This window comes from Streptomyces sp. NPDC058620 (assembly GCF_042717135.1).
GTDB lineage: Bacteria > Actinomycetota > Actinomycetes > Streptomycetales > Streptomycetaceae > Streptomyces.
The window spans coordinates 429,333-454,137 of the sequence record NZ_JBHXQO010000002.1; the positions used below are offsets into that span (position 1 = coordinate 429,333).

Here is a 24,805-nt window from a genome sequence, read left to right on the forward strand (position 1 = left end):
GGTTGGGTGCGGGGGGGGGGGGGCGGTGGGGTGGGTTGGGGGGGGGGGGGGGGGGGGGGGGGGGGCGGGGGGGGCGCGGGGGGGGGCGCCCCCGCGGCCCCCGCGCCTCAAACGTCGGCGGGGCTGAAAGACGGCCTCAAGCGCCGGCCGGGCTCGGGGGTGGCCTCGGGGGCGGCGGGGGTGAAGGTGGCTCAAACGCCGGCCGGGCCGGGGGTGGCCTCGGTGCCCACCGCGCCGAAGGCGGCCTTGAGCGGCGGCCGGGCTGGAAGGATGGGGCTCGGCGGGAGGAAAAGGGGCCGTATGCGGCTTTCGGGGGCCTCGGGAGGGGGGCTTCGGGGGCTGTTTTGACCCGCGTGGGGGCTCAACGGTATTCTTCTGGTTTGTTATGCGTATTGGCTTGGTCGTTCTCACGCGAGGGGCCCTTACGCCGGTCCACCGGGCCGATGACCAGCGGCAGGCACTCGGGTTGCGTCCCCGCAGTGCCGCAAAGGCTGGTGTGATCGTCCGGGTGGCCTTGTCAGGACTCCATTCACTGAAGAAGCGAAGGCTACGACCGTGCGTACGTACAGCCCCAAGCCCGGAGATGTGACGCGCCAGTGGCACGTCATTGACGCCGAGGACATCGTCCTGGGCCGTCTGGCCACCACGGCTGCGAACCTCCTTCGCGGCAAGCACAAGGCGATCTACGCCCCCCACATGGACATGGGCGACTTCGTCATCATCATCAACGCCGAGAAGGTTCACCTTTCCGGCAACAAGAAGACCCAGAAGATGGCGTACCGCCACTCCGGGTTCCCGGGCGGTCTCCGCTCCGTGCGTTACGACGAGCTTCTCTCGAAGAACCCGGAGAAGGCCGTCGAGAAGGCCATCAAGGGCATGATCCCCAAGAACACCCTGGGCCGTCAGATGCTCTCGAAGCTCAAGGTCTACGCGGGTGACCAGCACCCGCACGGCGCGCAGCAGCCGGTCCCGTTCGAGATCACCCAGGTCGCGCAGTAGTTCCGGCCTCCCCCTAAGACGTACAGAAAGATCTGAGGAGAATCGTGGCCGAGACCACTGTTGAGACCCCCGTCGAGGGCACCGAGGGCGAAGAGGTTTTCGCTGAGGTGACCACCTTCGAATCCGAGGTGCCCGTCGAGGGCGAGTACACCTCCGAGTCGCTGGCAGGCCGCTTCGGCGACCCGCAGCCCGCGGCCGGCCTGGGTCGTCGCAAGAACGCCATCGCCCGCGTCCGGATCGTTCCGGGCACCGGCAAGTGGAAGATCAACGGTCGCACCCTTGAGGACTACTTCCCCAACAAGGTGCACCAGCAGGAAGTCAACGAGCCCTTCAAGGTGCTCGAGCTCGACGGCCGCTACGACGTCATCGCCCGCATCTCGGGTGGCGGCGTCTCCGGTCAGGCCGGCGCCCTGCGCCTCGGCGTGGCCCGCTCGCTGAACGAGGCGGACGTGGACAACAACCGCGCCACGCTGAAGAAGGCCGGCTTCCTCTGCCGTGACGACCGTGCGGTCGAGCGCAAGAAGGCCGGTCTCAAGAAGGCCCGTAAGGCCCCGCAGTACAGCAAGCGCTAAACCGCCTGCTCGTCAGCGTTACCCGTTCGCCCCGGCGGCACACTTCGTGCCGCTGGGGCGTTCGTTTATCGGCCCTCGCGGGCGTATAACGGCATAAGACGTTCAGACGTTCAGACGTTCAGAGGTTCATAGGGCAGAGGGCCGGGCCCTGTCGCGCGGTGTTCGCGGCAGCATGCCCAGGCCCGCCCCGTTTTCGTATTTCTTGGGTTTGTGGTTTCGGAGCAATCTCGGAGGACACCAGTGGGACGACTCTTCGGCACGGACGGCGTGCGCGGCGTCGCCAACGCGGATCTGACGGCCGAGCTCGCGCTCGGTCTGTCGGTCGCGGCGGCGCACGTACTTGCCGAGGCGGGCACCTTCGAGGGGCATCGGCCGACGGCCGTGGTGGGCCGTGACCCGCGCGCGTCCGGAGAGTTCCTGGAGGCCGCCGTCGTGGCGGGCCTGGCGAGCGCGGGCGTGGACGTCCTGCGGGTGGGCGTGCTGCCCACCCCTGCCGTGGCGTATCTCACCGGCGTGCTCGGCGCCGACATCGGCGTGATGCTGTCCGCCAGTCACAACGCGATGCCGGACAACGGTGTCAAGTTCTTCGCCCGCGGCGGCCACAAGCTCGCCGACGAGCTGGAGGACCGGATCGAGACGGTCTACGAGCAGCACCGCACCGGTGAGCCGTGGGCGCGCCCGACGGGTGCCGGAGTGGGCCGGGTCAGTGACTACGCCGAGGGCTTCGACCGGTACGTCGCCCACCTCATCGCCGTACTCCCCAACCGGCTCGACGGGCTGAAGGTCGTCCTCGACGAGGCGCACGGTGCCGCCGCCCGGGTCTCGCCCGAGGCGTTCGCGCGGGCCGGTGCCGAGGTCGTCACCATCGGTGCCGAGCCGGACGGTCTGAACATCAACGACGGCTGCGGCTCCACCCACCTGGGCCTGCTCCGTGCCGCGGTCGTCGAGCACGGCGCCCACCTCGGCATCGCGCACGACGGCGACGCCGACCGCTGCCTGGCCGTCGACGCGGCGGGTGAGGAGATCGACGGCGACCAGATCCTGGCCGTGCTCGCCCTCGCCATGCGGGACGCCGGACAGCTCCGCAAGGACACCGTCGTCGGCACGGTCATGTCGAACCTCGGCTTCAAGATCGCGATGGAGCGGGAGGGCATCCAGCTCGTCCAGACCGCCGTCGGCGACCGTTACGTCCTGGAGTCCATGAAGGCGGAGGGCTTCGCGCTGGGCGGCGAGCAGTCCGGCCACGTCATCGTCCTCGACCACGCCACGACAGGCGACGGCACGCTGACCGGCCTGATGCTGGCGGCCCGGGTCGCCGCCACCGGCCGTACGCTCGCCGATCTGGCCGGTGTCATGCAGCGCCTCCCGCAGGTGCTCATCAACGTGCCGGACGTCGACAAGTCCCGGGTGAGCACCTCGTCCGAGCTGGCCACCGCGGTCGCGGAGGCGGAGCGCGAGCTGGGCTCCACCGGGCGCGTCCTGCTGCGCCAGTCGGGCACCGAGCCGCTCGTACGGGTCATGGTCGAGGCCGCCGACATCGAGCAGGCGCGCGCCGTGGCCGGCCGGCTGGCCGACGCGGTGAAGTCCGCCCTGGGGTGACCTGGCGTCACACGCCGCCGGACGGGGCCGTCTTCGGGGCCGTCCGGCGGCGGTGGGCGGCCCACAGGCCCTTCTGGACCAGGAGGGTCAGGGTGCCCGCGAGCACGATGCCGCCGAGGTTCGCCAGCAGCTGGCCTGCGGAGCCCGACATCTGGCCGTAGTCCTTGTAGCTGAACGCCACCGCCGCGTTGGCCGCGGCCGGGACCGTCGTCACCGAGATCGCCACGCCGATCAGCGCCCCGGACTTCGCCGAGGTGAGCGAGAGCGTCCCGGCGATGCCCGCGAGGAACGCCACCACGAACGACATCCAGTCCGGCTTCCAGATGAACGCCGTGTTGGGCCGGTCGCCGTCGATCATCGAGCGGGTGAACAGGCCGGCGGCGTCCATCAGCCAGGCGAAGCCGGCGGTGATGACCATCGCCACCGCGAAGCCTCCGATCAGGGCCGACAGCGAGCGCCACACCAGGCGCGGGGTGCGCTGCACCAGCGCCGTGCAGACCCCCGCCAGCGGGCCGAACTCCGGGCCGACCGCCATCGCGCCCACGATCAGGATCGCGTTGTCGAGCATCACACCGCAGGCGGCGAGCATCGTGGCGACGGTGAGGAACGCCAGGTATGTGACGCTGAGCGTCGACTCCTCGTGGGTGGCCTCCGACAGCTCCTCCCACAGCACCGCGTCCGCGCCGTCACCCGGCGCGTCCTCCTCCGCCTGATCGGCGTGCGCGGAGAGCGTCAGGTCCACGTTCTCGACGGTGATCGAGCCGCCCTTGTCGATACCGAGCCTGCGCAGCTCCCCGATCAGCTCGTCCCCGGCCTCCCGCGCCACATCGCAGAGCACCACGTCCCCGGCCGGACTGCGGGCCGCGCCGGTCAGCACCGCGAGGTGGGTGGCGCCGACGGTCCGTTCCAGGAGGTTCACCACCTCGCCCGAGCGGTCGGCGGGGACGATCAGGCGCAGATGCAGCACGGGCGGGCTCCTGGAAGGGTCAGAGTTTGCGCAGCGACAGGCGCTGGACCTTGTGGTCGGGTCCCTTGCGCAGCACCAGAGTGGCACGGCCACGGGTGGGCGCGACGTTCTCCAGCAGATTGGGCTTGTTGATGGTCCGCCACATCGTGCGCGCGTAGTCCATGGCCTCCTCCTCGGAGACCTGGGTGTACTTGCGGAAGTACGAGAACGGGTTCTGGAACGCCGTCTCGCGCAGCTTGCGGAAGCGGCTGAGATACCAGGTCTCGATGTCCTCGGCCCGGGCGTCGACGTACACGCTGAAGTCGAAGTAGTCCGCGAGCCCGACCCTGGTCCGGCCGTCCTTGCCGGGCAGCGCCGGCTGGAGCACGTTCAGCCCCTCGACGATCAGGATGTCCGGGCGGCGTACGGTCAGCCGCTCGTCCGGCACGATGTCGTAGATCAGGTGCGAGTAGACGGGTGCGGTCACCTCGTCCTTGCCGGCCTTGATGTCGGCGACGAAACGGGTCAGGGCCCTGCGGTCGTACGACTCGGGGAACCCCTTGCGCGACATGAGGCCGCGCGCCTGGAGCTCCTTCATCGGCAGCAGGAAGCCGTCCGTGGTCACCAGCTCGACCCGGGGGTGCTCGGGCCAGCGGGCCAGCAGCGCCTGGAGGATGCGGGCGCTGGTCGACTTGCCGACGGCGACACTGCCCGCGACCCCTATGACGAACGGGGTGCCCCGCTGCGCCCCGTGGCCGTTGCCCGCGTCGCCCAGGAAGGTGTTGAGGGCGCCGCGCAGGCCCGAGGTGGCCTGGACGTAGAGGTTCAGGAGCCGGGAGAGCGGCAGGTAGACGTCACGGACCTCGTCGAGGTCGATGACGTCGCCGAGGCCCCGCAGCTGCTCCACCTCGTCGGCGGAGAGCGGCAGCGGAGTCTTGTCGCGCAGGGCGCTCCACTCGGCCCGTGACAGGTCGACGTAGGGCGTCTGCGCGTGCTCGGTGCGACGTTGGGTGCTCCGTGCCGGCGAAGTGATCACGGGTTCATTGTTGCGGGAGTTTTAACTCCGTGGGGGGTGGGTTCGGTCACGTGGGCTCCGCCAGGGCCCCGGCGACGCCCTGCAGGCCCCGGAAGGGGCCGGTGTCCACACCCCTGTAGTGGACCCCGGCCTCTGTGCCGGGGAGGCACGGGAGAGCCCGTGACTAGGGCTTCTCGCCCTCGGCGTCGACGACGGCCGCGGCCGTGCGGGCCTCGCTGATGGTGACGTCACCGGCGGTGAACCTCTGCGCGGGGCTCTGCATGCCTTCGGGCACCTTCACCTCGTGGTCCTCCGTGACCACGAAGCGCAGGCCGGCGTAGCCGTAGTCGTAGGGGGAGAGGAGGATCTCGCGGCGTTCGTGGGTGCCCTCCTCTTCCCGGGTGACGGCGATGGCCTCGCGGCCCGCGGCGTCCTTGACGAGGCGTCCGGTGATCCCGACGCCCGGGAGCGTGGCCATGGCCCGGTAGATACGGGCCACGGCGGCCGGAGGGAGGGGGTAGGACTGCAGGAGCACGCTCAGTCCGCGGAAGGTCTGGGCCTCCTTGCTCTCGGGGCGTGACCGACCACTCGCGTCCGCCGGGTATAGCCTGCGGACCTCGGCCAGCAGTGCCGCCGGATCCTCGGGCAGGGCGGCCGCGGCCCGGTAGGTCTCGCGGTTCGAGTAGTCGTCGTCCGACTGGACCTTCTCCGCTGCGCCCTTGCCGTAGGGGCTCCAGGAGTCGGGTTCGTACTGGAGCTCGCCCGTCTGTCCGTTGTCGGCCTTCAGCTCCGGTTGTCCGATCACGACCCTGGTGTAGATCCACTGGTTGTCGCGGGGCTCCGGGGGAGCCGTCACGCCCTCCAGGAAGTCGGCGGCCCGGTTCAGGGTCTCCGCCGGGCCGGACAGGTCCAGGTTGCCCGCGACCGCGGCGGGAGCCGTGCCGCGCGGTCCTGCCGTGTCCAGCAGCTGGGTGCCGAGGAGGGCCGCCACGGTGATCGCCGCGGCCGTGCCGAGGGACGCGATCCGCCAGTCGGCCCGCGCCCGGCGGGTGCGCCCGCCCGCCGCCATGGCCTCGGTCAGGCGCAGGCGCCCTGGGGCCAGGGTGGCGCGGTCGGGTACGGGGGCGTCGGCGCGCAGCTCGCGCAACCGGGTCATTTCGTCCATGACGGGGTCAGCTCCAGTTCGTCCTGGGTGAACGAGGGATCGATGCGCAGTGCCTCGCGGACCTTCCGCCGGGCGCGGTTGAGCCGGGAGCGGACCGTGCCGAGGGGGATCTGGAGGGCCTCGGCCACCTCCTGGTAGCCGAGGTCCGCCCACGCGACGAGCAGCAGGACGTGCCGGTCCCCGGGTGAGAGCCCGGCGAGCGCGCCCGCCAGCGGCGCCTGGACGGCTATCCGGTCGTCGGAACGCTCGCTCCAGGACGCGGCGACGGGGTCCTGCCCGGTGCGGGCCAGAGCGCGCAGGGCCCGTACCTCGGTACGCCGGTGCTTGCCGATCAGGTTGGCGGCGATGCCGTACAGCCAGGGCCGCGCGAGGCGGTGGGTGGTGTCGTAGCGCTCACGGGTCCGGAACGCGATGAGGAAGGTCTCCGCGGTGATGTCGTCCGCCGCTTCCTCGCCGAGGCGGCGGGCGGCGTACCGGTGGATGTCGGGGGCGTGGTGGTCGTACAGACCCGCGAACAGTTCAGGCTGCTCCAGGGACTGGGCGATGATCTCGGCGTCGTCGGGTCCGGGCGCGGCGGCCGGTGCGGCGGGCGGCGGCCCCGGGGGTACGCCGCCGGGCCCCGCCGGTGGTCGTGGTCGTCCGGGCACAGCGCCTCCAGGGGGTCGGTCGGCCGGTGAGTCCGGCACCCCCTGTTGCCCGCAGCGGCCGGAAAGGTTCACGGGGGGCGGGAGACGGGTGCCGTACGCACGGCCCGGGGGTGGCCCGCCACGGTCCCCGTCCCACGCCCACCCTCTCCGTAACCCTGGGAACCCGCCCCTCGCCGCCTTATGGTGCCGCTATGTGCGGAATCGTGGGTTATGTCGGTGGACAGTCGGCGCAGGACGTCGTGGTCGCGGGTCTCAAGCGCCTTGAGTACCGGGGGTACGACTCGGCGGGAGTCGCCCTCCTCTCGGACGGCGGGCTCGCCGCCGCGAAGAGGGCGGGGAAGCTGGTGAATCTGGAGAAGGAGCTGATGGAGCGGCCGTTGCCGGCCGGGCACGTCGGTATCGGGCACACCCGGTGGGCCACCCACGGGGGCCCGACCGATGCCAACGCCCACCCCCACCTGGACAACGCAGGCCGCGTCGCGGTCGTGCACAACGGGATCATCGAGAACTTCGCCGCGCTGCGCGGCGAACTCGCCGGGCGCGGCCACGGCCTGGCGTCGGAGACCGACACCGAGGTCGTGGCCCATCTGCTGGCCGAGGCGTACTCCGGCGGTGCCGGTCTGGCGGAGGCCATGCGGCAGGTGTGCCGTCGGCTCGAAGGGGCCTTCACCCTCGTCGCCGTGCACGCCGACGAGCCGGGCACGGTGGTCGGCGCCCGGCGGAACTCGCCCCTCGTGGTGGGGGTGGGCGAGGGGGAGACCTTCCTGGCCTCCGACGTCGCCGCGTTCATCGCGCACACCCGGTCCGCGATCGAGCTGGGCCAGGACCAGGTAGTGGAGCTGACCAGGGACGGGGTGACCGTCACCGACTTCGCGGGACGGCCCGCCGAGACCCGCGCGTACCACGTGGACTGGGACGCGTCCGCGGCCGAGAAGGGCGGCTACGCCTCCTTCATGCTCAAGGAGATCGCCGACCAGCCGAAGGCCGTGGCGGACACGCTCCTCGGGCGGATCGGCGGGGAGGAGGGCGCGCTGCGGCTCGACGAGGTGCGCATCGCGCCCAGCGTGCTCCGGGAGGTCGACAAGGTCGTCGTCATCGCCTGCGGGACCGCGTACCACGCCGGAATGATCGCCAAATACGCCATCGAGCACTGGACCCGGCTGCCCTGCGAGACGGAACTCGCCAGCGAGTTCCGCTACCGCGACCCGATCCTGGACCAGCGGACGCTCGTCATCGCGATCTCGCAGTCCGGCGAGACCATGGACACCCTGATGGCCCTGCGGCACGCCCGTGAGCAGGGGGCGAAGGTGCTCGCCATCTGCAACACGAACGGGTCGACCATCCCGAGGGAATCCGACGCAGTCCTCTACACGCACGCCGGGCCGGAGGTCGCCGTCGCCTCGACGAAGGCGTTCCTGACACAGCTCGTCGCCTGCTACCTCGTCGCCCTCTATCTCGGGCAGGTGCGCGGGACGAAGTGGGCGGACGAGATCCGGACGGTCGTGCGGCAGCTCTCCGAGATGGCCGGGGCCGTCGAGCGGGTGCTGGCGACCATGGAGCCCGTGCGCGAGCTGGCGCGCTCGCTCGCCGACGAGGACACCGTGCTGTTCCTCGGGCGCCACGTGGGCTATCCGGTGGCCCTGGAAGGCGCGCTGAAGCTCAAGGAACTGGCGTACATGCACGCGGAGGGCTTCGCCGCGGGCGAGCTCAAGCACGGGCCCATCGCGCTGATCGAGGACGGTCTGCCGGTCGTCGTGGTCGTCCCGTCACCGCGGGGGCGCTCGGTGCTGCACGACAAGGTGGTGTCGAACATCCAGGAGATCAGGGCCCGCGGGGCCCGCACCATCGTGATCGCCGAGGAGGGCGACGAGGCGGTCGTTCCGTACGCCGACCACCTGATCCTGATCCCCGCTACGCCTACGCTGCTTCAGCCGCTGGTCGCCACCGTGCCGTTGCAGGTCTTCGCCTGCGAACTGGCGACCGCCCGCGGCAACGAGGTGGACCAGCCGCGCAATCTGGCGAAGTCAGTGACAGTCGAGTGAGTGAGTGAGTACGTGATCATTGGGGTCGGGATCGATGTGGCCGAGATCGAGCGCTTCGGCGCCGCGCTGGAGCGTACGCCCCAGATGGCCGGACGGCTTTTCCTGGACAGCGAGTTGATGCTGCCGAGCGGAGAGCGGCGCGGTATCGCCTCGCTCGCCGCCAGGTTCGCGGCCAAGGAGGCCGTCGCCAAGGCGCTCGGCGCGCCCGCCGGTCTGCACTGGGCGGACGCCGAGGTGTACGTCGAGGAGAGCGGGCAGCCCCGGCTGCGGGTCCGCGGCACGGTCGCCGCGCGCGCCGCGGAACTCGGGGTGCGGCACTGGCACGTCTCGCTCAGCCACGACGCGGGGGTGGCGTCGGCCGTGGTGATCGCGGAGGGTTGACCGTATGCGAACGGCTTACAGCGTGGAGACCGTACGGGCCGCCGAGGCGGCACTGATGGCGCGGCTGCCGGAGGGCGCCCTGATGCAACGGGCCGCCGCGGGGCTCGCGGTGGCCTGCGGCGATCTGCTGCGGCGCAACGGCCGGGTGTACGGGTCGAGGGTCCTCCTGCTCGTCGGCGGCGGCGACAACGGCGGCGACGCGTTGTACGCCGGGGCGCGGCTGGCGAAGCGCGGGGCGGGTGTACGGGCGCTGCTGACCTCGCCCGGCAAGGTGCACACCGGCGGGCTCGCGGCGCTGCGCGCGGCCGGTGGCCAGGTGCTGGACAGTGCGGACGAGCTGGGGGCGGTCGACCTCGTCGTCGACGGCATAACCGGGATCGGCGGCCGCGGCGGGCTGCGCCCGGAGGCGGCCGCCCTGGTGGCGGCCGTCATCGCGCACGGGCACGGGGCGCCCGTGCTGGCCGTGGACCTGCCGAGCGGGGTGGAGGCGGACACCGGGGCGGTCAACGGCCCAGCGGTGTGGGCCGACGCGACGGTCACCTTCGGTACGTACAAGCCGGGGCTGCTCATCGACCCGGCCGCCGAGCGGGCGGGCGCGCTGCGGCTCGTCGACATCGGCCTGGGCCCCGAGCTGCCGGAGCCGCCGGATCTGGAAGCGCTCCAGTACGCGGACGTGGCCGCGCTGCTGCCCCTGCCCGGCGCCGAGAGCGACAAGTACCGGCGTGGTGTCGTCGGCGTGGTGGCCGGGTCCGAGCGGTACCCGGGCGCCGCGGTGCTCGCGGTCGCCGGGGCGCTGCGGGGCGGCGCGGGGGCCGTGCGGTACGTGGGTCCTGGCGCCGGCGCGGTGATCGCCCGCTTCCCGGAGACGCTGGTGCACGCGGGGCCGCCCTCCAAGGCGGGGCGGGTCCAGGCGTGGGTCGTCGGGCCGGGGCTCGGGGACGGTTCAGCGGCGGCCGAGGCGGTCGCCGACGTGCTGGCCGCCGAGGTGCCGGTGCTGGTCGACGCGGACGGGCTGCGGCTGCTGGACGCCGAGACCGTACGGTCGCGCTCCGCGCCCACCGTGCTGACCCCGCACGCAGGTGAGGCCGCGGCGCTGCTCGGCGTGGCGCGCGAGGAGGTCGAGGCGGGCCGGCTCGCCGCCGTACGGGAGCTCGCCGCCCGCTACCGCGCCACCGTCCTGCTGAAGGGGTCGACGACCCTGGTCGCCGAGGCCCGGGACACGCCGGTACGGGTCAACCCGACCGGCACCTCCTGGCTGGCCACCGCGGGCAGCGGCGACGTGCTCTCCGGCCTGACCGGCTCCCTGTTGGCCGCGGGGCTCGCGCCGCGCGACGCGGCATCGGTGGGCGCCTATCTGCACGGGCTCGCCGCCCGCCGGGTCTCGGCCGGGGCACCCGTGGCCGCGCAGGACGTGGCGGACGCGGTCCCGGCGGCCTGGCGCGATGTGCGGGACGGGTGAGCCTGCGCCACGCTGGGGAAGGGCGGCGGAAGGAGAAGGGCCGTGGGCAGGAGTTCCGTTCGTGTCCGGCGGGTGTACGAGCCGCTGGAGGACGAGGACGGTGTACGGGTTCTCGTCGACCGGCTCTGGCCGCGCGGGGAGAGCAAGGCGAAGGCCGCGATCGACAGGTGGCCCAAGGACGTCACCCCGTCGAACGAACTGCGCTCCTGGTACCACCAGGACCCCGAATCCCGGTACGACGACTTCGTCGACCGCTACCGCACCGAACTGTCGGACCCGGCCCACACCGAGGCGGTCGGTGAACTGCTCGACCTGCTGCGCGAGGGTGGTCCGGTGACGCTGGTGACGGCGGTCAAGGACATCCCCCGCAGCCATGTCCCGGTGCTCGTGGACCATCTGGAGCACGAGCTGGCGCAGCACTGAGCCGGTGCCGGCGCCCCGGCCGCGCCGCGCACGCGACACGCACTGGCGTACGCCTCTGAGACACTGGGCGCGATGAACGAGACAGCGACCCTGAGAGCCCGTGCAGAGATCGACCTCGCCGCACTGCGCGCCAATGTGCGCGCCCTGCGTGCGCGGGCGGCCGGTGCGCAGCTCATGGCCGTCGTGAAGTCCGACGCGTACGGGCACGGGGCGGTGCCCTGTGCCAGGGCCGCGCTGGAAGCGGGCGCGACATGGCTGGGCACCGCCACCCCGCAGGAGGCACTGGCCCTGCGGGCGGCCGGTCTCGGCGGCCGGGTGATGTGCTGGCTGTGGACGCCCGGGGGCCCGTGGCGCGAGGCGATCGAGGCCGACATCGATGTGTCGGTGAGCGGCATGTGGGCACTGCGCGAGGTCGTCGGGGCGGCCGCCGGGGCGGGCGCCGTGGCCCGTATCCAGCTGAAGGCCGACACCGGCCTCGGGCGCAACGGCTGCCAGCCCGCCGACTGGCCCGAACTGGTCGCGGCGGCCCGCGCCGCCGAAGCGGACGGCACGGTCAGGATCACCGGGCTCTGGTCGCACTTCGCCTGCGCTGACGAGCCGGGCCACCCGTCGATCGCGTCCCAGCTGGACGTGTTCCAGGACCTGGTGGCGTACGCGGAGAAGGCGGGCGTCCGGCCCGAGGTGCGGCACATCGCGAACTCGCCGGCCACCCTCACGGTCCCCGAGTCCCACTTCGATCTCGTACGGACCGGGATCGCCATGTACGGAATCTCGCCCAGCCCCGAGCTGGGCACCCCGGCCGATTTCGGGCTGCGCCAGGTGATGACGCTCGCCGCGTCGGTCGCCCTGGTCAAGCAGGTGCCCGCGGGCCACGGCGTCAGTTACGGCCACCACTACACGACGTCCGCCGAGACGACCCTGGGCCTGGTGCCCGTCGGGTACGCGGACGGGATTCCACGCCACGCCTCGGGCCGGGGGCCTGTCCTCGTCGGGGGCCGGCGCCGCACGATCGCGGGCCGGGTGGCGATGGACCAGTTCGTGGTCGACCTGGAGGGCGACGAGCCGGAGCCGGGCGCGGAGGCGGTGCTGTTCGGGCCGGGGGACCGGGGCGAGCCGAGCGCCGAGGACTGGGCGGTGGCGGCGGACACCATCGCGTACGAGATCGTCACCCGCATCGGGGCCCGGGTGCCACGCGTCCATCTGAACCAGTAGCCCCGGTCGTGTCGATGTCCGGCCACCCGGCAGCGGGCGCCCGGCGTCCGACACCCGATATCCGATCCACGAGGACGAGGAGCGCGGCACGGTGAGCGAGAGCAGCGCGGGGGACGTGGTGGTGACGGCGGCCGCCGCGGCCGGCTGGCGCCGGGCGGGCATCGCGGGTGCGGCGATAGGAGTGATCGCGGCGGGCGCCGCGGCCGGTGTCGCGGTCGAGCGGATGACCGTGGGCCGGGGCATGCGCAAGAAGGCCCGGCTGGCGCTGGACGCCGCGGGCCCTTACGGCGCCCTGCGTGGCGTGCCGGGGAAGGCGATCGCGGACGACGGCACGGCACTGCACTACGAGGTCGACGAGGCCGAGCCGGAGGGCGGGGCGGGTGCCGCGGCCGCTCCCGGCGCGGTGGCCCCCGGTTCGCGGAGGCGCAGGCTCTTCGGCCGTAAGACACCCGCGCCCGTCACCGTCGTCTTCAGCCACGGCTACTGCCTCAGCCAGGACTCCTGGCACTTCCAGCGGGCCGCGCTGCGCGGTCTGGTGCGTACGGTCCACTGGGACCAGCGCAGCCACGGCCGGTCCGAGCGCGGCAGGGCGCAGGCCGAGGGCGTGCCCGTCTCGGTGGACCAGCTCGGCCGCGACCTGAAGGCCGTCATCGACGCGGCGGCGCCCGAGGGGCCTCTCGTGCTGGTCGGGCATTCGATGGGCGGCATGACGATGATGGCGTTCGCCGACCAGTACCCGGCGCTGATCCGGGACCGGGTGGCCGCGGTCGCGTTCGTCGGCACGTCCAGTGGGAAGCTCGGCGAGGTGAGTTTCGGGCTGCCGGTGGCGGGCGTCAACGCGATACGACGGGTGCTGCCCGGGGTGCTGAAGGCGCTCGGCTCGCAGACGGAGCTGGTGGAGCGCGGGCGGCGGGCGACCGCGGATCTCTTCGCGAGCCTCATCAAGCGGTACTCGTTCGGTTCACGGGACGTGGACCCGGCGGTCGCGCGGTTCGCCGAGCGGCTGATCGAGGCCACCCCGATCGACGTGGTGGCCGAGTTCTATCCGGCGTTCACCGAGCACGACAAGAGCGGGGCGCTGCCCGCTTTCCGTGAGGTCCCGGTGCTGATCCTGGCAGGCGACAAGGATTTGGTGACGCCCAGTTCGCACAGCGAGGCCATCGCGGAGGTCCTGCCCGACGCGGAGTTGGTGATCGTGCCGGACGCAGGGCACCTGGTGATGCTGGAGCACCCCGAGGTGGTGAACGAGCGCCTCGCGGACCTGCTGGTTCGCATCGGTGCCGTGCCGACGACGGCTCCGACCGTCTAACGTTGACCGGCATGGAAGCAGTGCAGAAAAGTCCGGCGGCGGAGAGCTCCGAGCCGGACACCGTCACCCTGGGCGTGGCCGTCGAGTCACCCGAACAGATGCAGGACCTGGGCCGCCGGATCGCCGGTGTGCTGGCCCCCGGTGACCTGGTGATGCTCTCGGGCGAACTGGGGGCCGGCAAGACGACGCTGACCCGGGGGCTCGGTGCGGGGCTCGGGGTGCGGGGCGCCGTCACCTCGCCCACCTTCGTGATCGCGCGGGTGCACCCGTCGCTGGCCGGCGGTCCCGCGCTCGTCCATGTCGACGCGTACCGCCTGGGCGGCGGGCTCGACGAGATGGAGGACCTGGACCTCGATGTGTCGCTGCCGGATTCGGTGGTGGTCGTGGAGTGGGGCGACGGCAAGGTCGAGGAGCTGTCGGAGGACCGCCTGCGGGTGGTCATCGACCGCGCGGTCGGTGACACGGACGACGAGCGGCGCACGGTGACGCTCGTGGGCATCGGGCCGCGCTGGGCCGGGCTGCGGGCGGAACTGGCCCCGGAGGGGTAGCGGGCCGGTCCCGGGGCTCCGGACGGGTTCCCGAGCGAGACTTTCCGACAGGCCGTCGGTAAATTGTTGCGCGCGGGGCCGCAGGCGTGTTCACATGGAGAGAAGACTTGGTTAGGTCTACCTAACCACGCCTTCCACCGGAGCCCCAGGAGGCATCCATGCCGACGCCCGAGCGTGAAGTGCAGCAGCCGTCGCCGCAGGCGCGGCCGTCGTCGACGGTGTCCATGAAGGATCTGCTGGCCTCCTGCGCCGCCGCTTCGGCGGTCTCCACGCCTCCGCGCGAGGAGCGCGAGGGCGGAGAAGAGGCGGACCACGAGGAGCGGCCGGGGCCGGCCGGCCGGCGCGACGCGGCCTGAGAGACCGCCGCGCACCGCTACGGCCGCTGGGACCGTCGTGCGGGGTTACGGGCCGTCCTGACGCCGTCGTGTGCCCGCGGACCGGCGGAGACCACCATCGTGTGCCCGCGGACCGGCGGAGACCGCCGCGTACCGCTACGGAACGACGACGACCTTGACGCCGACCGTCGCGAACGTCCACATCGCGTCGCCGTCCGCCCGCTTCATCCGTACCCCGCCCGTCCTCGACGTCGGGTCGGGGCTCGCCAGCGTGCCGTCCTGGGCGGCGCTGAAGCCGATGGCCACGTCGTCGACGTTCGTGAAGCGCACGACGTGCTCGATCATCACGCCGTCCGAACCCTTGACGCTGCCGGTGCGCGAGCCCACCTGGTAGACACCGGGCAGCGGGCTCACGGGACTCGGCATGACCGTGAACGTCCGGCCCGCCTGCCCCTTGGCGTCCACCAGCCAGACCCGCCGGTCCTTCAGTGCGTACACGACGCGCATCCCGGTGCCGGATTCCTCGGGCACCGCCAGCGGCGCCGTCGCCGGCTTCGGCTTCTGGGAGGGCTGGGCCGAAGCGCTGGTGGAGGCCGAGGGCTTGGGGACCGCCACCGAGTCCGGTGCGCTGGCCGACGCCTGGTAGGCGAGGAAACTGACCGCGACAACAGCCGCCGCAGTGAGCCCGGCCACGATTCCCGAGCTGCCCCTTGCCACCTGAGCTCCCCTTTCGCCTGCCATCCGGCGTATGTCGTACAAGCGTTTATGTCGTACACACGTATACCGGGTGACGGTAGCAGCCGGGGCGGGGCGGACCGGGACGACGTACGGGCGCGGTGACCCCGTCGGCGGAGCCGTAGGCTGTTTGTGTGCTCCTGCTCGCCGTGGATACCGCCACCCCCGCCGTCACCGTCGCCCTGCACGACGGCTCAGCCGTCGTCGCCGAGACGAGCCAGGTCGATGCCCGAAGGCACGGCGAACTGCTGATGCCCGCCGTCGACCGGGTCCTTGCCGAGGCGGGGGTGACACTCGACGCCGTGACCGGCCTGGTCGTGGGCGTCGGCCCCGGCCCCTACACCGGCCTCCGCGTCGGCCTGGTGACGGCGGCCGCCTTCGCCTCCGCGCTCTCCGTCCCCGTGCACGGGCTGTGCACCCTGGACGGGCTCGCGTACGCCGCCGGGCTCGCCGGCCTCCAGGGGCCGTTCGCCGTCGCCACGGACGCCCGCCGCAAGGAGGTCTACTGGGCGCGGTACGAGGACTTCCGCACCCGCACGGGTGACCCCGCCGTGGACCGGCCCGCCGATATCGCCGCACAGCTCGCGGGACTGCCCGTCGTCGGGGCGGGCGCGGTGCTCTACCCGGAGGCGTTCCCCGACGCCCGGGAGCCCGAACACGTGTCGGCGGGCGCACTGGCCGCCCTCGCCGCCGAGCGCCTCGCCGCCGGGCAGGAACTGCTCCCGCCGCAGCCGCTCTATCTGCGCAGGCCCGACGCCCAGGTGCCGAAGAACTACAAGGTGGTCACCCCGAAGTGACCGAAGTGATCCAAGGGGCAGGCGCGGCGACCGTGACCGCGGTGCTGCGCGAGATGCGCTGGTGGGACATCGCCCCGGTGCTGGAGCTCGAACACGAGCTGTTCCCGGAGGACGCCTGGTCGGCCGGGATGTTCTGGTCGGAACTGGCCCACGCCCGCGGCCCCGGCGCCACCCGCCGCTATGTCGTCGCCGAGGAACCGGCCACCGGCCGGATCGTCGGATACGCGGGACTCGCCGCCGCCGGTGACCTCGGCGACGTCCAGACCATCGGCGTCACCCGCGACCACTGGGGCGGCGGCCTCGGCTCCGAACTCCTCACCGATCTGCTGAAGCACGCCACGGCCTTCGAGTGCTCCACGGTGCTCCTGGAGGTCCGGGTCGACAACACCCGCGCGCAGAAGCTGTACGAACGCTTCGGCTTCGAGCCGATCGGCTTCCGGCGCGGCTACTACCAGCCCGGCAACATCGACGCGCTCGTCATGCGCCTCCACGTACAAGAGCACGGACAAGAGCCCGTACAAGAAACTGAGACTGACTGATGGCTGACGAACCGCTCGTACTCGGCATCGAGACCTCCTGCGACGAGACCGGGGTCGGCATCGTGCGCGGCACGACCCTGCTCGCGGACGCCGTCGCCTCCAGCGTCGACACACACGCCCGGTTCGGCGGTGTCGTCCCGGAGATCGCCTCCCGTGCCCACCTGGAAGCGATGGTCCCGACCATCGAACGCGCCCTGAAGGACGCCGGGATCAGCGCGCGCGACCTCGACGGCATCGCGGTCACGGCCGGTCCCGGGCTCGCGGGCGCGCTGCTCGTCGGGGTCTCGGCGGCCAAGGCGTACGCGTACGCGCTGAACAAGCCCCTCTACGGGGTCAACCACCTCGCCTCGCACATCTGCGTCGACCAGCTGGAGCACGGCCCGCTCCCCGAACCGACCATGGCGCTGCTGGTCAGCGGCGGGCACTCCTCGCTGCTGCTCGCGCCGGACATCACCAACGACGTCCGGCCGCTCGGCGCGACCATCGACGACGCGGCGGGCGAGGCGTTCGACAAGATCGCCCGGGTACTGAACCTCGGCTTCCCCGGTGGACCGGTCATCGACCGCCTGGCGAAGGAGGGCGACGCGAAGGCCATAGCGTTCCCGCGCGGTCTGAGCGGTCCCCGCGACCCCGCGTACGACTTCTCCTTCTCCGGGCTCAAGACGTCCGTTGCGCGCTGGATCGAGGCGAAGCGTGCGGCGGGCGAGGAGGTCCCGGTACGGGACGTGGCGGCGTCCTTCCAGGAGGCCGTCGTGGATGTGCTCACCCGCAAGGCGGTCCGTGCCTGCAAGGACGAGGGCGTCGACCACCTGATGATCGGCGGCGGTGTCGCGGCCAACTCGCGGCTGCGGGCCCTGGCCGAGGAGCGGTGCGAGCGGGCCGGTATCCGGCTGCGGGTGCCCCGCCCCGGACTCTGCACGGACAACGGGGCGATGGTCGCCGCACTGGGCGCCGAGATGGTGGCCCGCAACCGGCCGGCCTCGGACCTGGAGCTGTCGGCTGACTCCTCGCTGCCGGTGACGGAGACCCACGTGCCGGGCGCCCATGCCCATGACCACGATCACGTGCACGAGATCAGCAAGGACAACCTCTACTCATGAGCGGTCCGGCCGTCGCGCTGATGTGGGAGGCCCGGGCCACCGAGGGCCGGGGCGCCGAGCTGCTGGAGTGGGCGCGGGCCCGGTCGGCGGAGCTGGCCCGCGAGCCGGTCCGCCGCGAGCTGCTGCGCGCCCCGCAGGACCGGGTGCTCGTCATCACCTGGTGGGAGGGCGCCTACGGTGACGAGCTGCCCGAACTCCCCGAGCCGGACGCGGAACTGATCGCGCGGCCGGTGCACCGGTGGCGCTTCGAGTCCGTCGGCTGAAAATCCCCGGAAAAGAAATCCGCCAGGGTGTCGATCCGGGGCGTGCCCGTTCGACGTACGAGTGTGAGGCGGGGAAACAGCCCGCCCCGACCCGAGGAGTCACCGTGCCGCGCTATCTGACGATGGTCCGTATCGACGAGAACAGCGCCCCGGCCGAAGGCCCGAGCGAAGCGCTGATGCAGCGCATGGGCGCCCTGATCGAGGAGATGACGAAGGCCGGTGTCCTGCTGGACACGGCAGGGCTCACCCCGACCGCGCAGGGCACCAGGGTCACCTGGTCCAACGGCGAGTTCACCGTCACCGACGGGCCGTTCACCGAGACGAAGGAAGTCGTCGGCGGCTACGCGATCATCCAGGCCAAGGACAAGGCCGAGATCCTGGAGTGGACCAAGCGCTTCCTGGCGGTCCACGAGGCCCACTGGACCGTGACCTCCGAGATCCGCGAGATCGCCGAAGGCTGACGGGCGCAGGGGTGGGGCGGCAGGTCCTTGCCGCCCCGGCCCCCGGCTGCTCTGATGGGTGGCCGTGACAGAAGCACGCAGTGCCGTCGAAGCCGTGTACAGGATCGAATCGGCACGGATCATCGCCGGAACCGCCCGCATCGTGCGCGACGTGGGAATCGCCGAGGAAATCGCGCAGGACGCCCTGCTCGCCGCGCTGGAGCAATGGCCCGTCTCCGGGGTACCGGACCGGCCGGGCGCCTGGCTCATGGCCACCGCGAAGCACCGGGCGATCGACCTCGTACGCCGCAGGGAGACCTACGCGCGCAAGCTGGCGGAGGTCGGCCGGGCCCTGGAGGACGTACCGCCGCCGGAACCCGCCGATCCGGACCACATCGACGACGACCTGCTGCGGCTGATCTTCACCTCCTGCCATCCGGTGCTCTCCACGCAGGCCCGGATCGCCCTCACGCTGCGCCTCCTCGGCGGCCTCAGTACCGAGGAGATCGCCCGCGCGTTCCTGGCCACCGAGGCGACCGTCGCCCAGCGCATCGTGCGGGCGAAGCGGACGCTGGGCCGGGCGGGCGTCCCCTTCGAGGTGCCCTACGGCCCCGACCGCGCCGCCCGCCTCGACTCCGTACTCGAAGTGATCTACCTGATCTTCAACGAGGGGTACGCGGCGACCACGGGCGACGATCTTCTGCGCCCGGCCCTCTGCCAGGACGCTCTGCGGCTGGCCCGGGTGCTGGCCGGTCTGATGGAGAAGGAGCCCGAGGTCCACGGGCTCGTCGCGCTGCTGGAGCTCCAGGCGTCGCGCGCCGCCGCGCGGACCGGGCCGGACGGCGCACCGGTGCTGCTCGCCGACCAGAACCGGTCGCGTTGGGACCAGTTGCTGATCCGGCGCGGCTTCGCGGCCCTGGCGCGGGCGAGCGCGGTTGGCGGGGCGACGGGGCCGTACGCCCTGCAGGCCGCGATCGCCGCCTGCCACGCGCACGCGGTGACGTACGAGGACACGGACTGGACCGCGATCGCCACGCTGTACGGGCACCTCGCCGCGCTCGCTCCGTCCCCCGTGGTGGAGCTGAACCGGGCGGTGGCGGTGTCCATGGCCGAGGGACCGGCGGCGGGGCTCGCCCTGGTGGACGCGCTGGCGGCGGGGCCGGAGCTCAAGGCGTACCACCTGCTGCCGAGCGTGCGGGGCGATCTGCTGGAGCGCCTGGGGCGGCGGGAGGAGGCGCGGGCGGAGTTCGCACGGGCGGCGGAGCTGACCCGCAACGAGCAGGAGAGGACGCTGCTCCTGGCGCGCGCCGACCGGGTGTCGCGATGAGTTCCGGGGGCGCGGCGGGTCTACCTTCCGAGAGCATCCGGCGGTGCTCCGGAGTTCCGGAGCATCTGCCTTTCGGCGTTCCCGGCGAGGAGAAGACCATGCAGAAGATCACTACGTTCCTGTGGTTCGACACCCGGGCGGAGGAGGCGGCGAACTTCTACGTCTCCGTATTCGGCGGGGACTCGCGGGTCCTGGACGTGACCCGCTACGGGCCGGCCGGCCCGGGAGAGAACGGCTCGGTCATGACCGTGAGCTTCCGGCTCGCGGACCAGGAGTACACCGCCCTCAACGGCGGCCCGCAGTTCCCCTTCACTGAGGCCATCTCGCTCTCCGTGGACTGCGCGGACCAGGCCGAGGTGGACCGTCTGTGGGACGCGCTCTCCGAAGGCGGTGAGACGGGGCAGTGCGGGTGGCTCAAGGACAGGTACGGCCTGTCTTGGCAGATCGTCCCGAGCGGTCTTTCCGAGGCGCTGTCCGACCCGGACCCGGCCAAGGCGGAGCGGGCCATGAAGGCGATGCTCGGCATGCGGAAGCTGGACATCCAGGCGCTCCGGGACGCCTGAGCACGCGCGCGGGGAGTTCCGGGCGGGGTCCCTACGACAGGCCCTGGCCGCGTCCGTCCCCCGGCCCGAAGGCCGCGAGCGCGTCGGCGTCGGTGATCCGTCCCCGGAGGTAGGTGCCGGCCCACTCGGCGGCCCCCTCGAAGCCGGACTCCCGTCCGACGCGCGCCACGGCGGCCTCCACGTCGAACTCCGTACGCCGCAGTTCGACCCCCGGCCGAGCAGCGCCCAGTGCGCTCCGGGGCGCCCGTACGGCATGCCGACGCTGCCCGGGTTGACCACCAGGCGGCCGTGGGCGAGCCTGACGAACGGCATGTGCGTGTGGCCGCACACCACCGTGCCCACCTCGTCGTCGAGGCCGCTGAGGACCTCGTCCCAGCGGTCGAGGTGCGAATCGACCAGGACGGTCTCCTCGTCGTCGCGCGGGGTGGCGTGGCAGAACAGCACCCGGCCGAGGCCGGGGAGCGTCAGCTCGGCCGTACGCGGCAGTCGGCCGAGCAGGTCGAGGTGGTCCTCGCGCAGTTGACGGGCCGCCCAGGTGCTGACCGGGCAGGGGATGGAGGCGCGGACACCGCGCCGGTACTCGAACAGCTCGCGGTCGGCGTTCCCGCTGACCCACACGACCCGCTCGCCGAGGCCCGTCAGCAGGTCGAGCACCTCGGCGGGCTGGGGGCCCGCCGTGATGTCCCGGTCAGCACGATGCGGTCGGCGGCCGACACATCGGGTTCGGCGAGTACCGCTTCGAGTGCGGGCAGTGCCCCGTGGACGTCCGAGAGAACCGCGACCCTTTTCACCATGAGGTCCACCCTGCACGGCTGTTCACGGCCCGTCACCCCCGCGTGCGTGACCGGTCGGTAGTGTCTGGGGCATGCCACGCCGTTCACCGCTGCCCCCGCCCCCGCCACCCGTGGAGCTGCGCTCCTGGCCCGGCCGGCAGGCGATGCTCGCCGACCGGGCCGTGGTTCTGGGCGAGTTGGTCAGGATGCACCTGGGGCACGCGCGGCTCGCCATGCTGTGGCTGTGGGGGATGCTGGCGGCGCTCGGCTGGTCGTTCGTGGGCGGGGCGATCGTCTCGTTCGAGGAGCCCGACGATCCGTTCGCCGCGATGCTGGGCATGGTCGGATTCGCGCTCGGTGCCTGCCTGCTGGTGCCGTCGGTCGCGTTCGTCGCCGTCGGACTCGCCCGGGACCGGCAGGTCCGCCGGCTGCTCGTCCAGTGGGGCGCGCTCGACCGCGACCCGGCGGGGGACCCGCGGCTGCGGATTCCCGGCGTCAGCCTCGTCTGGATGCTGACGTCCTTCGCGCTGTGCGCCCTCGGTCTGTACACGTGTGTGGTCGTCCCCGCGGGCGCGGAGGCGGGCGAGGAGACGTACGGGGAGGTGGCCCTGCTCATGGGGCTCGGCCTCATCTGCTGGCTGACCGGGCTGATCGGCGTCGTCAAGGCGTTCGCGCACCGTCGCTGGGTGCTCCGGGTCATCGTCGGGACGCCCGTGGAAGCGCCGGTCAGGGCCGCTTCAGGGGCTGACCGACCAGCATCGTAGGAGCCCCGGCCACCCGGGTCAGGAACACGGTCACCGCGTTCGGGCCCTGGAGTTTCATCTTGCGGCGCAGTTCCTCCGGTTCGACGGCGGAGCCGCGCTTCTTGACGGTCAGGACGCCGACCTTCCGCTCCCGCAGCAGGGCCTTGAGCTTCTTCATGTTGAAGGGGAGCTCGTCCGTGATCTCGTACGCCGTCGTGTACGGGGACGCGTACGGCTCGTCGCTCGTGACGTACGCGATCGTCTCGTCGACCAGCCGCCCGCCGCACCGGTCCACGATGTCGGCGACCAGATGGGCGCGGATGACGGCGCCGTCGGGTTCGTGCAGATAGCGGCCGACTGGCCCGACGGGCGGGGCGGGCAGCGGAGCCGGGGCCGTCAGGGTGGCGCCCGCCGGGAGCAGCGTCGCCCGGAACGAGCCGGGCGTGAAGCCCTCGCCGAACCAGAGCACCGCCTCCTTCACATCGCCGCCGTCCGAGATCCACTCGGCCTCGGCCCGCGGTCCGATCGCCTCGTGCGGGACGCCGGGGGCGATCTTCAGCGCGGCGCGGGGGGCCTTCAGCGCGGCCGAGGTCGCCCAGGACAGGGGCGGGGAGTACGCCTCCGGGTCGAAGATCCGGCCGCGTCCGCCGCGCCGGGCCGGGTCGACGAAGACCGCGTCGTACGGTGCGGTGTCGGTCTCTGTGACATCGGCGCAGCGCACCTCGATCAGCCCCTCCAGGCCGAGCGCCGCGGCGTTGGCGCGGGCGACCTCGGCGGTCAGCGGATCGCGGTCCACGGCCAGTACCGCGATGCCCGCACGCGCGAGGGCGATCGCGTCACCGCCGATCCCGCAGCACAGATCGGCCACGCTCCGCACCCCGAGGGCGGCGAACCGCTGCGCCCGGTACGCGGCGACCGAGGTGCGGGTCGCCTGCTCGACACCGTTGGGAGTGAAGAACATCCGGTACGCGTCCTCGGCCCCGAACTTCGCCACCGCCCGCTGCCGCAGCCGGGCCTGCCCCAGGGCCGCCGACACCAGGCCGGCCGGGTGGCCGCGGCGCAGGCGGGTCGCGGTGGCCAGTTCCCGGGCGGGGTCGTGGTCGCGCAGCTCGGCCAGGAGCGCCGCGCCCTCGGGGGTGCGGAGCGCGTGGAAGGCGGCGAGCGGGTCGGGCGCGTCGGGCGTGGGGAGAGCGTTCACCCGGCCCATTGTGAGCCAGCCGGGGGACCGGGCGGGCCCGGCGGCGGTGTCGGTCCCGGCGTCCGGGCGCGTCCTGGCAGGATGCGGCGCCATGCAGCTAGTACGACAAAAGGGACAATTCGCCATGACGTGGCGCAGATCAGGCCGCCTCGTCCGTGGGCCGGTCCGTACGGCCCTGATCGCCCTCCTCGCCACCGCCGTCGCTTCAGGGTGCGCCGCAGACGGCGCGGACAGCGCCACCGGCGCCAAGCGGCCGGTATCGCCCGCCACCGGTCAGGAGGGCCCGCCCGCACTGAAGGCGGCGCCGGCCGGCGCGCTGTCCGTGTACGCCGAGAAGATGCGGCGGAAGCAGGCCGCGCGGGTCGCCGCGGCCAAGAAGTGGGGGCTGGCGAAGATTCCGCTGACCGCTCCCGAACCGCCGGCCGTCAAGCCGCGCATCACCACCCGCAAGGGATTCGAAGTCACCGGCGGGGACGCGCTCCCGCCCGTCTTCACCACTGTGCCGACCAAGGAGCGGATCGTCTTCCTGACGATGGACGACGGGGCCGAGAAGGACCCCGCGCTGCTGCGGATGATGACGGAACTGGACATCCCGTACAGCGCGTTCCTCAGCGACTACGTGGTGAACGAGGACTACGGCTACTTCAAGAAGATGCAGGCCCGCGGTGTCGTCCTCAGCAACCACACGCTGAACCACCGTTATATGCCCGGCCTGTCCTATGCCGAGCAGGAGCGGGAGATCTGCGGCCAGCAGGACATGATGGCGAAGCACTTCGGGAAACGGCCCACGCTCTTCCGGCCGCCGTACGGCAACTACAACCGCGACACCCTGCGCATCGCCAAGTCCTGCGGCATCAAGGCCGTGCCGCTGTGGGCGTCCGAGGCGTTCCCCGACCACATGGAATGGCGTGAGTGGGACCGGGACCTGCACCCCGGCGACATCATCCTCACCCACTTCCGGGGGCGCGAGGACTGGAAGGGCTCCATGCCGGACATGATCCGGCGGGTCATGAAGACGGTCACGGACAAGGGTTACGCGGTCGCCAGGCTGGAGGACTACGTCTGACACGGGAGGGCGGCGCGTCCGCCACGCAGGGGTGGTGAATTGGCACTCCGCTTGACCGAGTGCTAATCGCGGTCATAGTCTCAGTGCTGGCACTCCCCACTGGAGAGTGCCAGCATCACCGTGCGACAGGGCAGGTCCGGCACCCGCGACGACGGATCGACCTGGTCGCCACCCCAAAGACTGTTAAACCCCGTGAGATCTCCGAAGGGGGAGACCGGATCGTGTCGACCACCAGCTCCAAGGTTGCGATCAAGCCGCTTGAGGACCGCATTGTGGTCCAGCCGCTCGACGCCGAGCAGACCACGGCCTCCGGCCTGGTCATTCCCGACACCGCCAAGGAGAAGCCCCAGGAGGGCGTCGTCCTGGCCGTGGGCCCGGGCCGCTTCGAGAACGGCGAGCGTCTTCCGCTCGACGTCAAGACCGGCGACGTCGTCCTGTACAGCAAGTACGGCGGCACCGAGGTGAAGTACAACGGCGAGGAGTACCTCGTCCTCTCGGCTCGCGACGTGCTCGCGATCATCGAGAAGTAATTCACCCACGTTTGTTTCTGTTCTGCGCCCCTGGCCCCCGCGAAATAACTAGCCGGGTGGTCAGGGGCGCAGTTCGTTT

At 72.1% G+C, this 24,805-nt stretch carries 27 protein-coding genes and 1 pseudogene; 21 read left to right on the forward strand and 7 right to left on the reverse strand.

Going from position 1 to position 24,805, the window contains the following annotated elements; genetic code table 11:
- The first annotated feature begins 555 nt into the window (after positions 1-555).
- From rplM to glmM, 3 genes are all read left to right on the forward strand, one after another.
- Positions 556-999, forward strand: a complete 444-nt coding sequence (rplM, locus tag ACFWSK_RS04505) for a 50S ribosomal protein L13 (RefSeq protein ID WP_383781773.1) — start codon at positions 556-558, stop codon at positions 997-999.
- 44 nt (positions 1,000-1,043) lie between these two features.
- Entirely contained in the window at positions 1,044-1,571 is a 528-nt protein-coding gene (gene rpsI / locus ACFWSK_RS04510) for a 30S ribosomal protein S9 (protein ID WP_382738655.1), read from the forward strand.
- 240 nt (positions 1,572-1,811) lie between these two features.
- The gene (gene glmM / locus ACFWSK_RS04515; RefSeq protein WP_383781777.1) at positions 1,812-3,170 is read left to right on the forward strand and encodes a phosphoglucosamine mutase; all 1,359 of its coding nucleotides are present in this window, start codon (positions 1,812-1,814) and stop codon (positions 3,168-3,170) included.
- Positions 3,171-3,177: 7 nt separating this feature from the next.
- Here glmM and ACFWSK_RS04520 read toward each other — a convergent pair whose 3' ends face one another.
- The 4 genes from ACFWSK_RS04520 to ACFWSK_RS04535 form a co-directional block, all read right to left on the reverse strand.
- Positions 3,178-4,137, reverse strand: a complete 960-nt coding sequence (locus ACFWSK_RS04520) for a DUF389 domain-containing protein (RefSeq protein WP_383781780.1) — start codon at positions 4,135-4,137, stop codon at positions 3,178-3,180.
- Positions 4,138-4,156: 19 nt separating this feature from the next.
- Positions 4,157-5,152: a type I pantothenate kinase gene (gene coaA / locus ACFWSK_RS04525; RefSeq protein WP_383781783.1), complete on the reverse strand. Its 996-nt coding sequence runs from the start codon at positions 5,150-5,152 to the stop codon at positions 4,157-4,159.
- Between the two features lie 163 nt (positions 5,153-5,315).
- Positions 5,316-6,296 carry a CU044_5270 family protein gene (locus ACFWSK_RS04530; RefSeq protein WP_383781786.1) on the reverse strand — a complete coding sequence of 327 codons (981 nt, stop codon included), beginning with the start codon at positions 6,294-6,296 and terminating at the stop codon, positions 5,316-5,318.
- On the reverse strand, positions 6,284-6,943 hold the full coding sequence (locus tag ACFWSK_RS04535; protein WP_383781789.1) for an RNA polymerase sigma factor: 660 nt from the start codon (positions 6,941-6,943) through the stop codon (positions 6,284-6,286). The genes ACFWSK_RS04530 and ACFWSK_RS04535 overlap by 13 nt, the downstream gene beginning before the upstream one ends.
- A gap of 191 nt (positions 6,944-7,134) precedes the next feature.
- Between ACFWSK_RS04535 and glmS the strand changes: the two genes are divergently transcribed.
- The 8 genes from glmS to ACFWSK_RS04575 all read left to right on the forward strand — a co-directional run bounded on the left by glmS (position 7,135) and on the right by ACFWSK_RS04575 (position 14,673).
- Positions 7,135-8,985 carry a glutamine--fructose-6-phosphate transaminase (isomerizing) gene (gene glmS, locus ACFWSK_RS04540; protein WP_383781792.1) on the forward strand — a complete coding sequence of 617 codons (1,851 nt, stop codon included), beginning with the start codon at positions 7,135-7,137 and terminating at the stop codon, positions 8,983-8,985.
- Between the two features lie 12 nt (positions 8,986-8,997).
- Positions 8,998-9,366: a holo-ACP synthase gene (locus tag ACFWSK_RS04545; RefSeq protein ID WP_383781934.1), complete on the forward strand. Its 369-nt coding sequence runs from the start codon at positions 8,998-9,000 to the stop codon at positions 9,364-9,366.
- A gap of 4 nt (positions 9,367-9,370) precedes the next feature.
- Positions 9,371-10,825: an NAD(P)H-hydrate dehydratase gene (locus ACFWSK_RS04550; RefSeq protein WP_383781795.1), complete on the forward strand. Its 1,455-nt coding sequence runs from the start codon at positions 9,371-9,373 to the stop codon at positions 10,823-10,825.
- 42 nt (positions 10,826-10,867) lie between these two features.
- Entirely contained in the window at positions 10,868-11,248 is a 381-nt protein-coding gene (locus ACFWSK_RS04555; RefSeq protein WP_383781798.1) for a DUF488 domain-containing protein, read from the forward strand.
- 72 nt (positions 11,249-11,320) lie between these two features.
- Positions 11,321-12,460, forward strand: coding sequence for an alanine racemase (gene alr, locus ACFWSK_RS04560; RefSeq protein WP_383781801.1), 1,140 nt, complete (start codon positions 11,321-11,323; stop codon positions 12,458-12,460).
- A gap of 91 nt (positions 12,461-12,551) precedes the next feature.
- Positions 12,552-13,769, forward strand: coding sequence for an alpha/beta fold hydrolase (locus tag ACFWSK_RS04565; RefSeq protein WP_383781804.1), 1,218 nt, complete (start codon positions 12,552-12,554; stop codon positions 13,767-13,769).
- Positions 13,770-13,780: 11 nt separating this feature from the next.
- The gene (tsaE, locus tag ACFWSK_RS04570; protein ID WP_383781806.1) at positions 13,781-14,317 is read left to right on the forward strand and encodes a tRNA (adenosine(37)-N6)-threonylcarbamoyltransferase complex ATPase subunit type 1 TsaE; all 537 of its coding nucleotides are present in this window, start codon (positions 13,781-13,783) and stop codon (positions 14,315-14,317) included.
- Between the two features lie 158 nt (positions 14,318-14,475).
- Positions 14,476-14,673, forward strand: a complete 198-nt coding sequence (locus ACFWSK_RS04575; RefSeq protein ID WP_383781809.1) for a hypothetical protein — start codon at positions 14,476-14,478, stop codon at positions 14,671-14,673.
- 135 nt (positions 14,674-14,808) lie between these two features.
- Here the strand turns inward: ACFWSK_RS04575 and ACFWSK_RS04580 are convergent, their stop codons facing one another.
- The gene (locus tag ACFWSK_RS04580; protein ID WP_383781811.1) at positions 14,809-15,369 is read right to left on the reverse strand and encodes a hypothetical protein; all 561 of its coding nucleotides are present in this window, start codon (positions 15,367-15,369) and stop codon (positions 14,809-14,811) included.
- Positions 15,370-15,521: 152 nt separating this feature from the next.
- Between ACFWSK_RS04580 and tsaB the strand changes: the two genes are divergently transcribed.
- The 7 genes from tsaB to ACFWSK_RS04615 all read left to right on the forward strand — a co-directional run bounded on the left by tsaB (position 15,522) and on the right by ACFWSK_RS04615 (position 20,416).
- The gene (tsaB, locus tag ACFWSK_RS04585) at positions 15,522-16,184 is read left to right on the forward strand and encodes a tRNA (adenosine(37)-N6)-threonylcarbamoyltransferase complex dimerization subunit type 1 TsaB (RefSeq protein WP_383781814.1); all 663 of its coding nucleotides are present in this window, start codon (positions 15,522-15,524) and stop codon (positions 16,182-16,184) included.
- 53 nt (positions 16,185-16,237) lie between these two features.
- Positions 16,238-16,723, forward strand: a complete 486-nt coding sequence (gene rimI / locus ACFWSK_RS04590) for a ribosomal protein S18-alanine N-acetyltransferase (protein WP_383781936.1) — start codon at positions 16,238-16,240, stop codon at positions 16,721-16,723.
- Positions 16,723-17,823 (forward strand): tRNA (adenosine(37)-N6)-threonylcarbamoyltransferase complex transferase subunit TsaD, encoded by a 1,101-nt coding sequence (gene tsaD / locus ACFWSK_RS04595; RefSeq protein ID WP_383781818.1) that lies wholly within the window; start codon positions 16,723-16,725, stop codon positions 17,821-17,823. The genes rimI and tsaD overlap by 1 nt, the downstream gene beginning before the upstream one ends.
- Positions 17,820-18,086, forward strand: coding sequence for a hypothetical protein (locus ACFWSK_RS04600; RefSeq protein ID WP_383781821.1), 267 nt, complete (start codon positions 17,820-17,822; stop codon positions 18,084-18,086). The genes tsaD and ACFWSK_RS04600 overlap by 4 nt, the downstream gene beginning before the upstream one ends.
- A 104-nt stretch (positions 18,087-18,190) precedes the next feature.
- The gene (locus tag ACFWSK_RS04605; protein ID WP_383781824.1) at positions 18,191-18,547 is read left to right on the forward strand and encodes a YciI family protein; all 357 of its coding nucleotides are present in this window, start codon (positions 18,191-18,193) and stop codon (positions 18,545-18,547) included.
- A gap of 64 nt (positions 18,548-18,611) precedes the next feature.
- On the forward strand, positions 18,612-19,853 hold the full coding sequence (locus ACFWSK_RS04610; protein ID WP_383781827.1) for an RNA polymerase sigma factor: 1,242 nt from the start codon (positions 18,612-18,614) through the stop codon (positions 19,851-19,853).
- A 98-nt stretch (positions 19,854-19,951) separates the two neighbouring features.
- A complete protein-coding gene (locus ACFWSK_RS04615) occupies positions 19,952-20,416 on the forward strand; it encodes a VOC family protein (protein WP_383781830.1) in 465 nt (154 codons plus the stop codon).
- A 31-nt stretch (positions 20,417-20,447) separates the two neighbouring features.
- Here the strand turns inward: ACFWSK_RS04615 and ACFWSK_RS04620 are convergent.
- A pseudogene (locus ACFWSK_RS04620) lies at positions 20,448-21,210 on the reverse strand (metallophosphoesterase family protein).
- A 71-nt stretch (positions 21,211-21,281) separates the two neighbouring features.
- On the opposite strand from ACFWSK_RS04620, the gene ACFWSK_RS04625 reads away from it, so the two are divergent.
- Entirely contained in the window at positions 21,282-21,953 is a 672-nt protein-coding gene (locus ACFWSK_RS04625; protein ID WP_383781833.1) for a hypothetical protein, read from the forward strand.
- On the opposite strand, the gene ACFWSK_RS04630 is transcribed toward ACFWSK_RS04625, so the two are convergent.
- The gene (locus tag ACFWSK_RS04630; RefSeq protein ID WP_383781939.1) at positions 21,916-23,139 is read right to left on the reverse strand and encodes a methyltransferase domain-containing protein; all 1,224 of its coding nucleotides are present in this window, start codon (positions 23,137-23,139) and stop codon (positions 21,916-21,918) included. The two genes, ACFWSK_RS04625 and ACFWSK_RS04630, sit on opposite strands and share 38 nt — an antisense overlap.
- Before the next feature lie 115 nt (positions 23,140-23,254).
- Here ACFWSK_RS04630 and ACFWSK_RS04635 point away from each other — a divergent pair, with 115 nt between their 5' ends.
- Entirely contained in the window at positions 23,255-24,196 is a 942-nt protein-coding gene (locus tag ACFWSK_RS04635) for a polysaccharide deacetylase family protein (RefSeq protein WP_383781837.1), read from the forward strand.
- Between the two features lie 221 nt (positions 24,197-24,417).
- Positions 24,418-24,726 (forward strand): co-chaperone GroES, encoded by a 309-nt coding sequence (gene groES / locus ACFWSK_RS04640; protein ID WP_028439209.1) that lies wholly within the window; start codon positions 24,418-24,420, stop codon positions 24,724-24,726.
- Positions 24,727-24,805 lie beyond the last annotated feature (79 nt).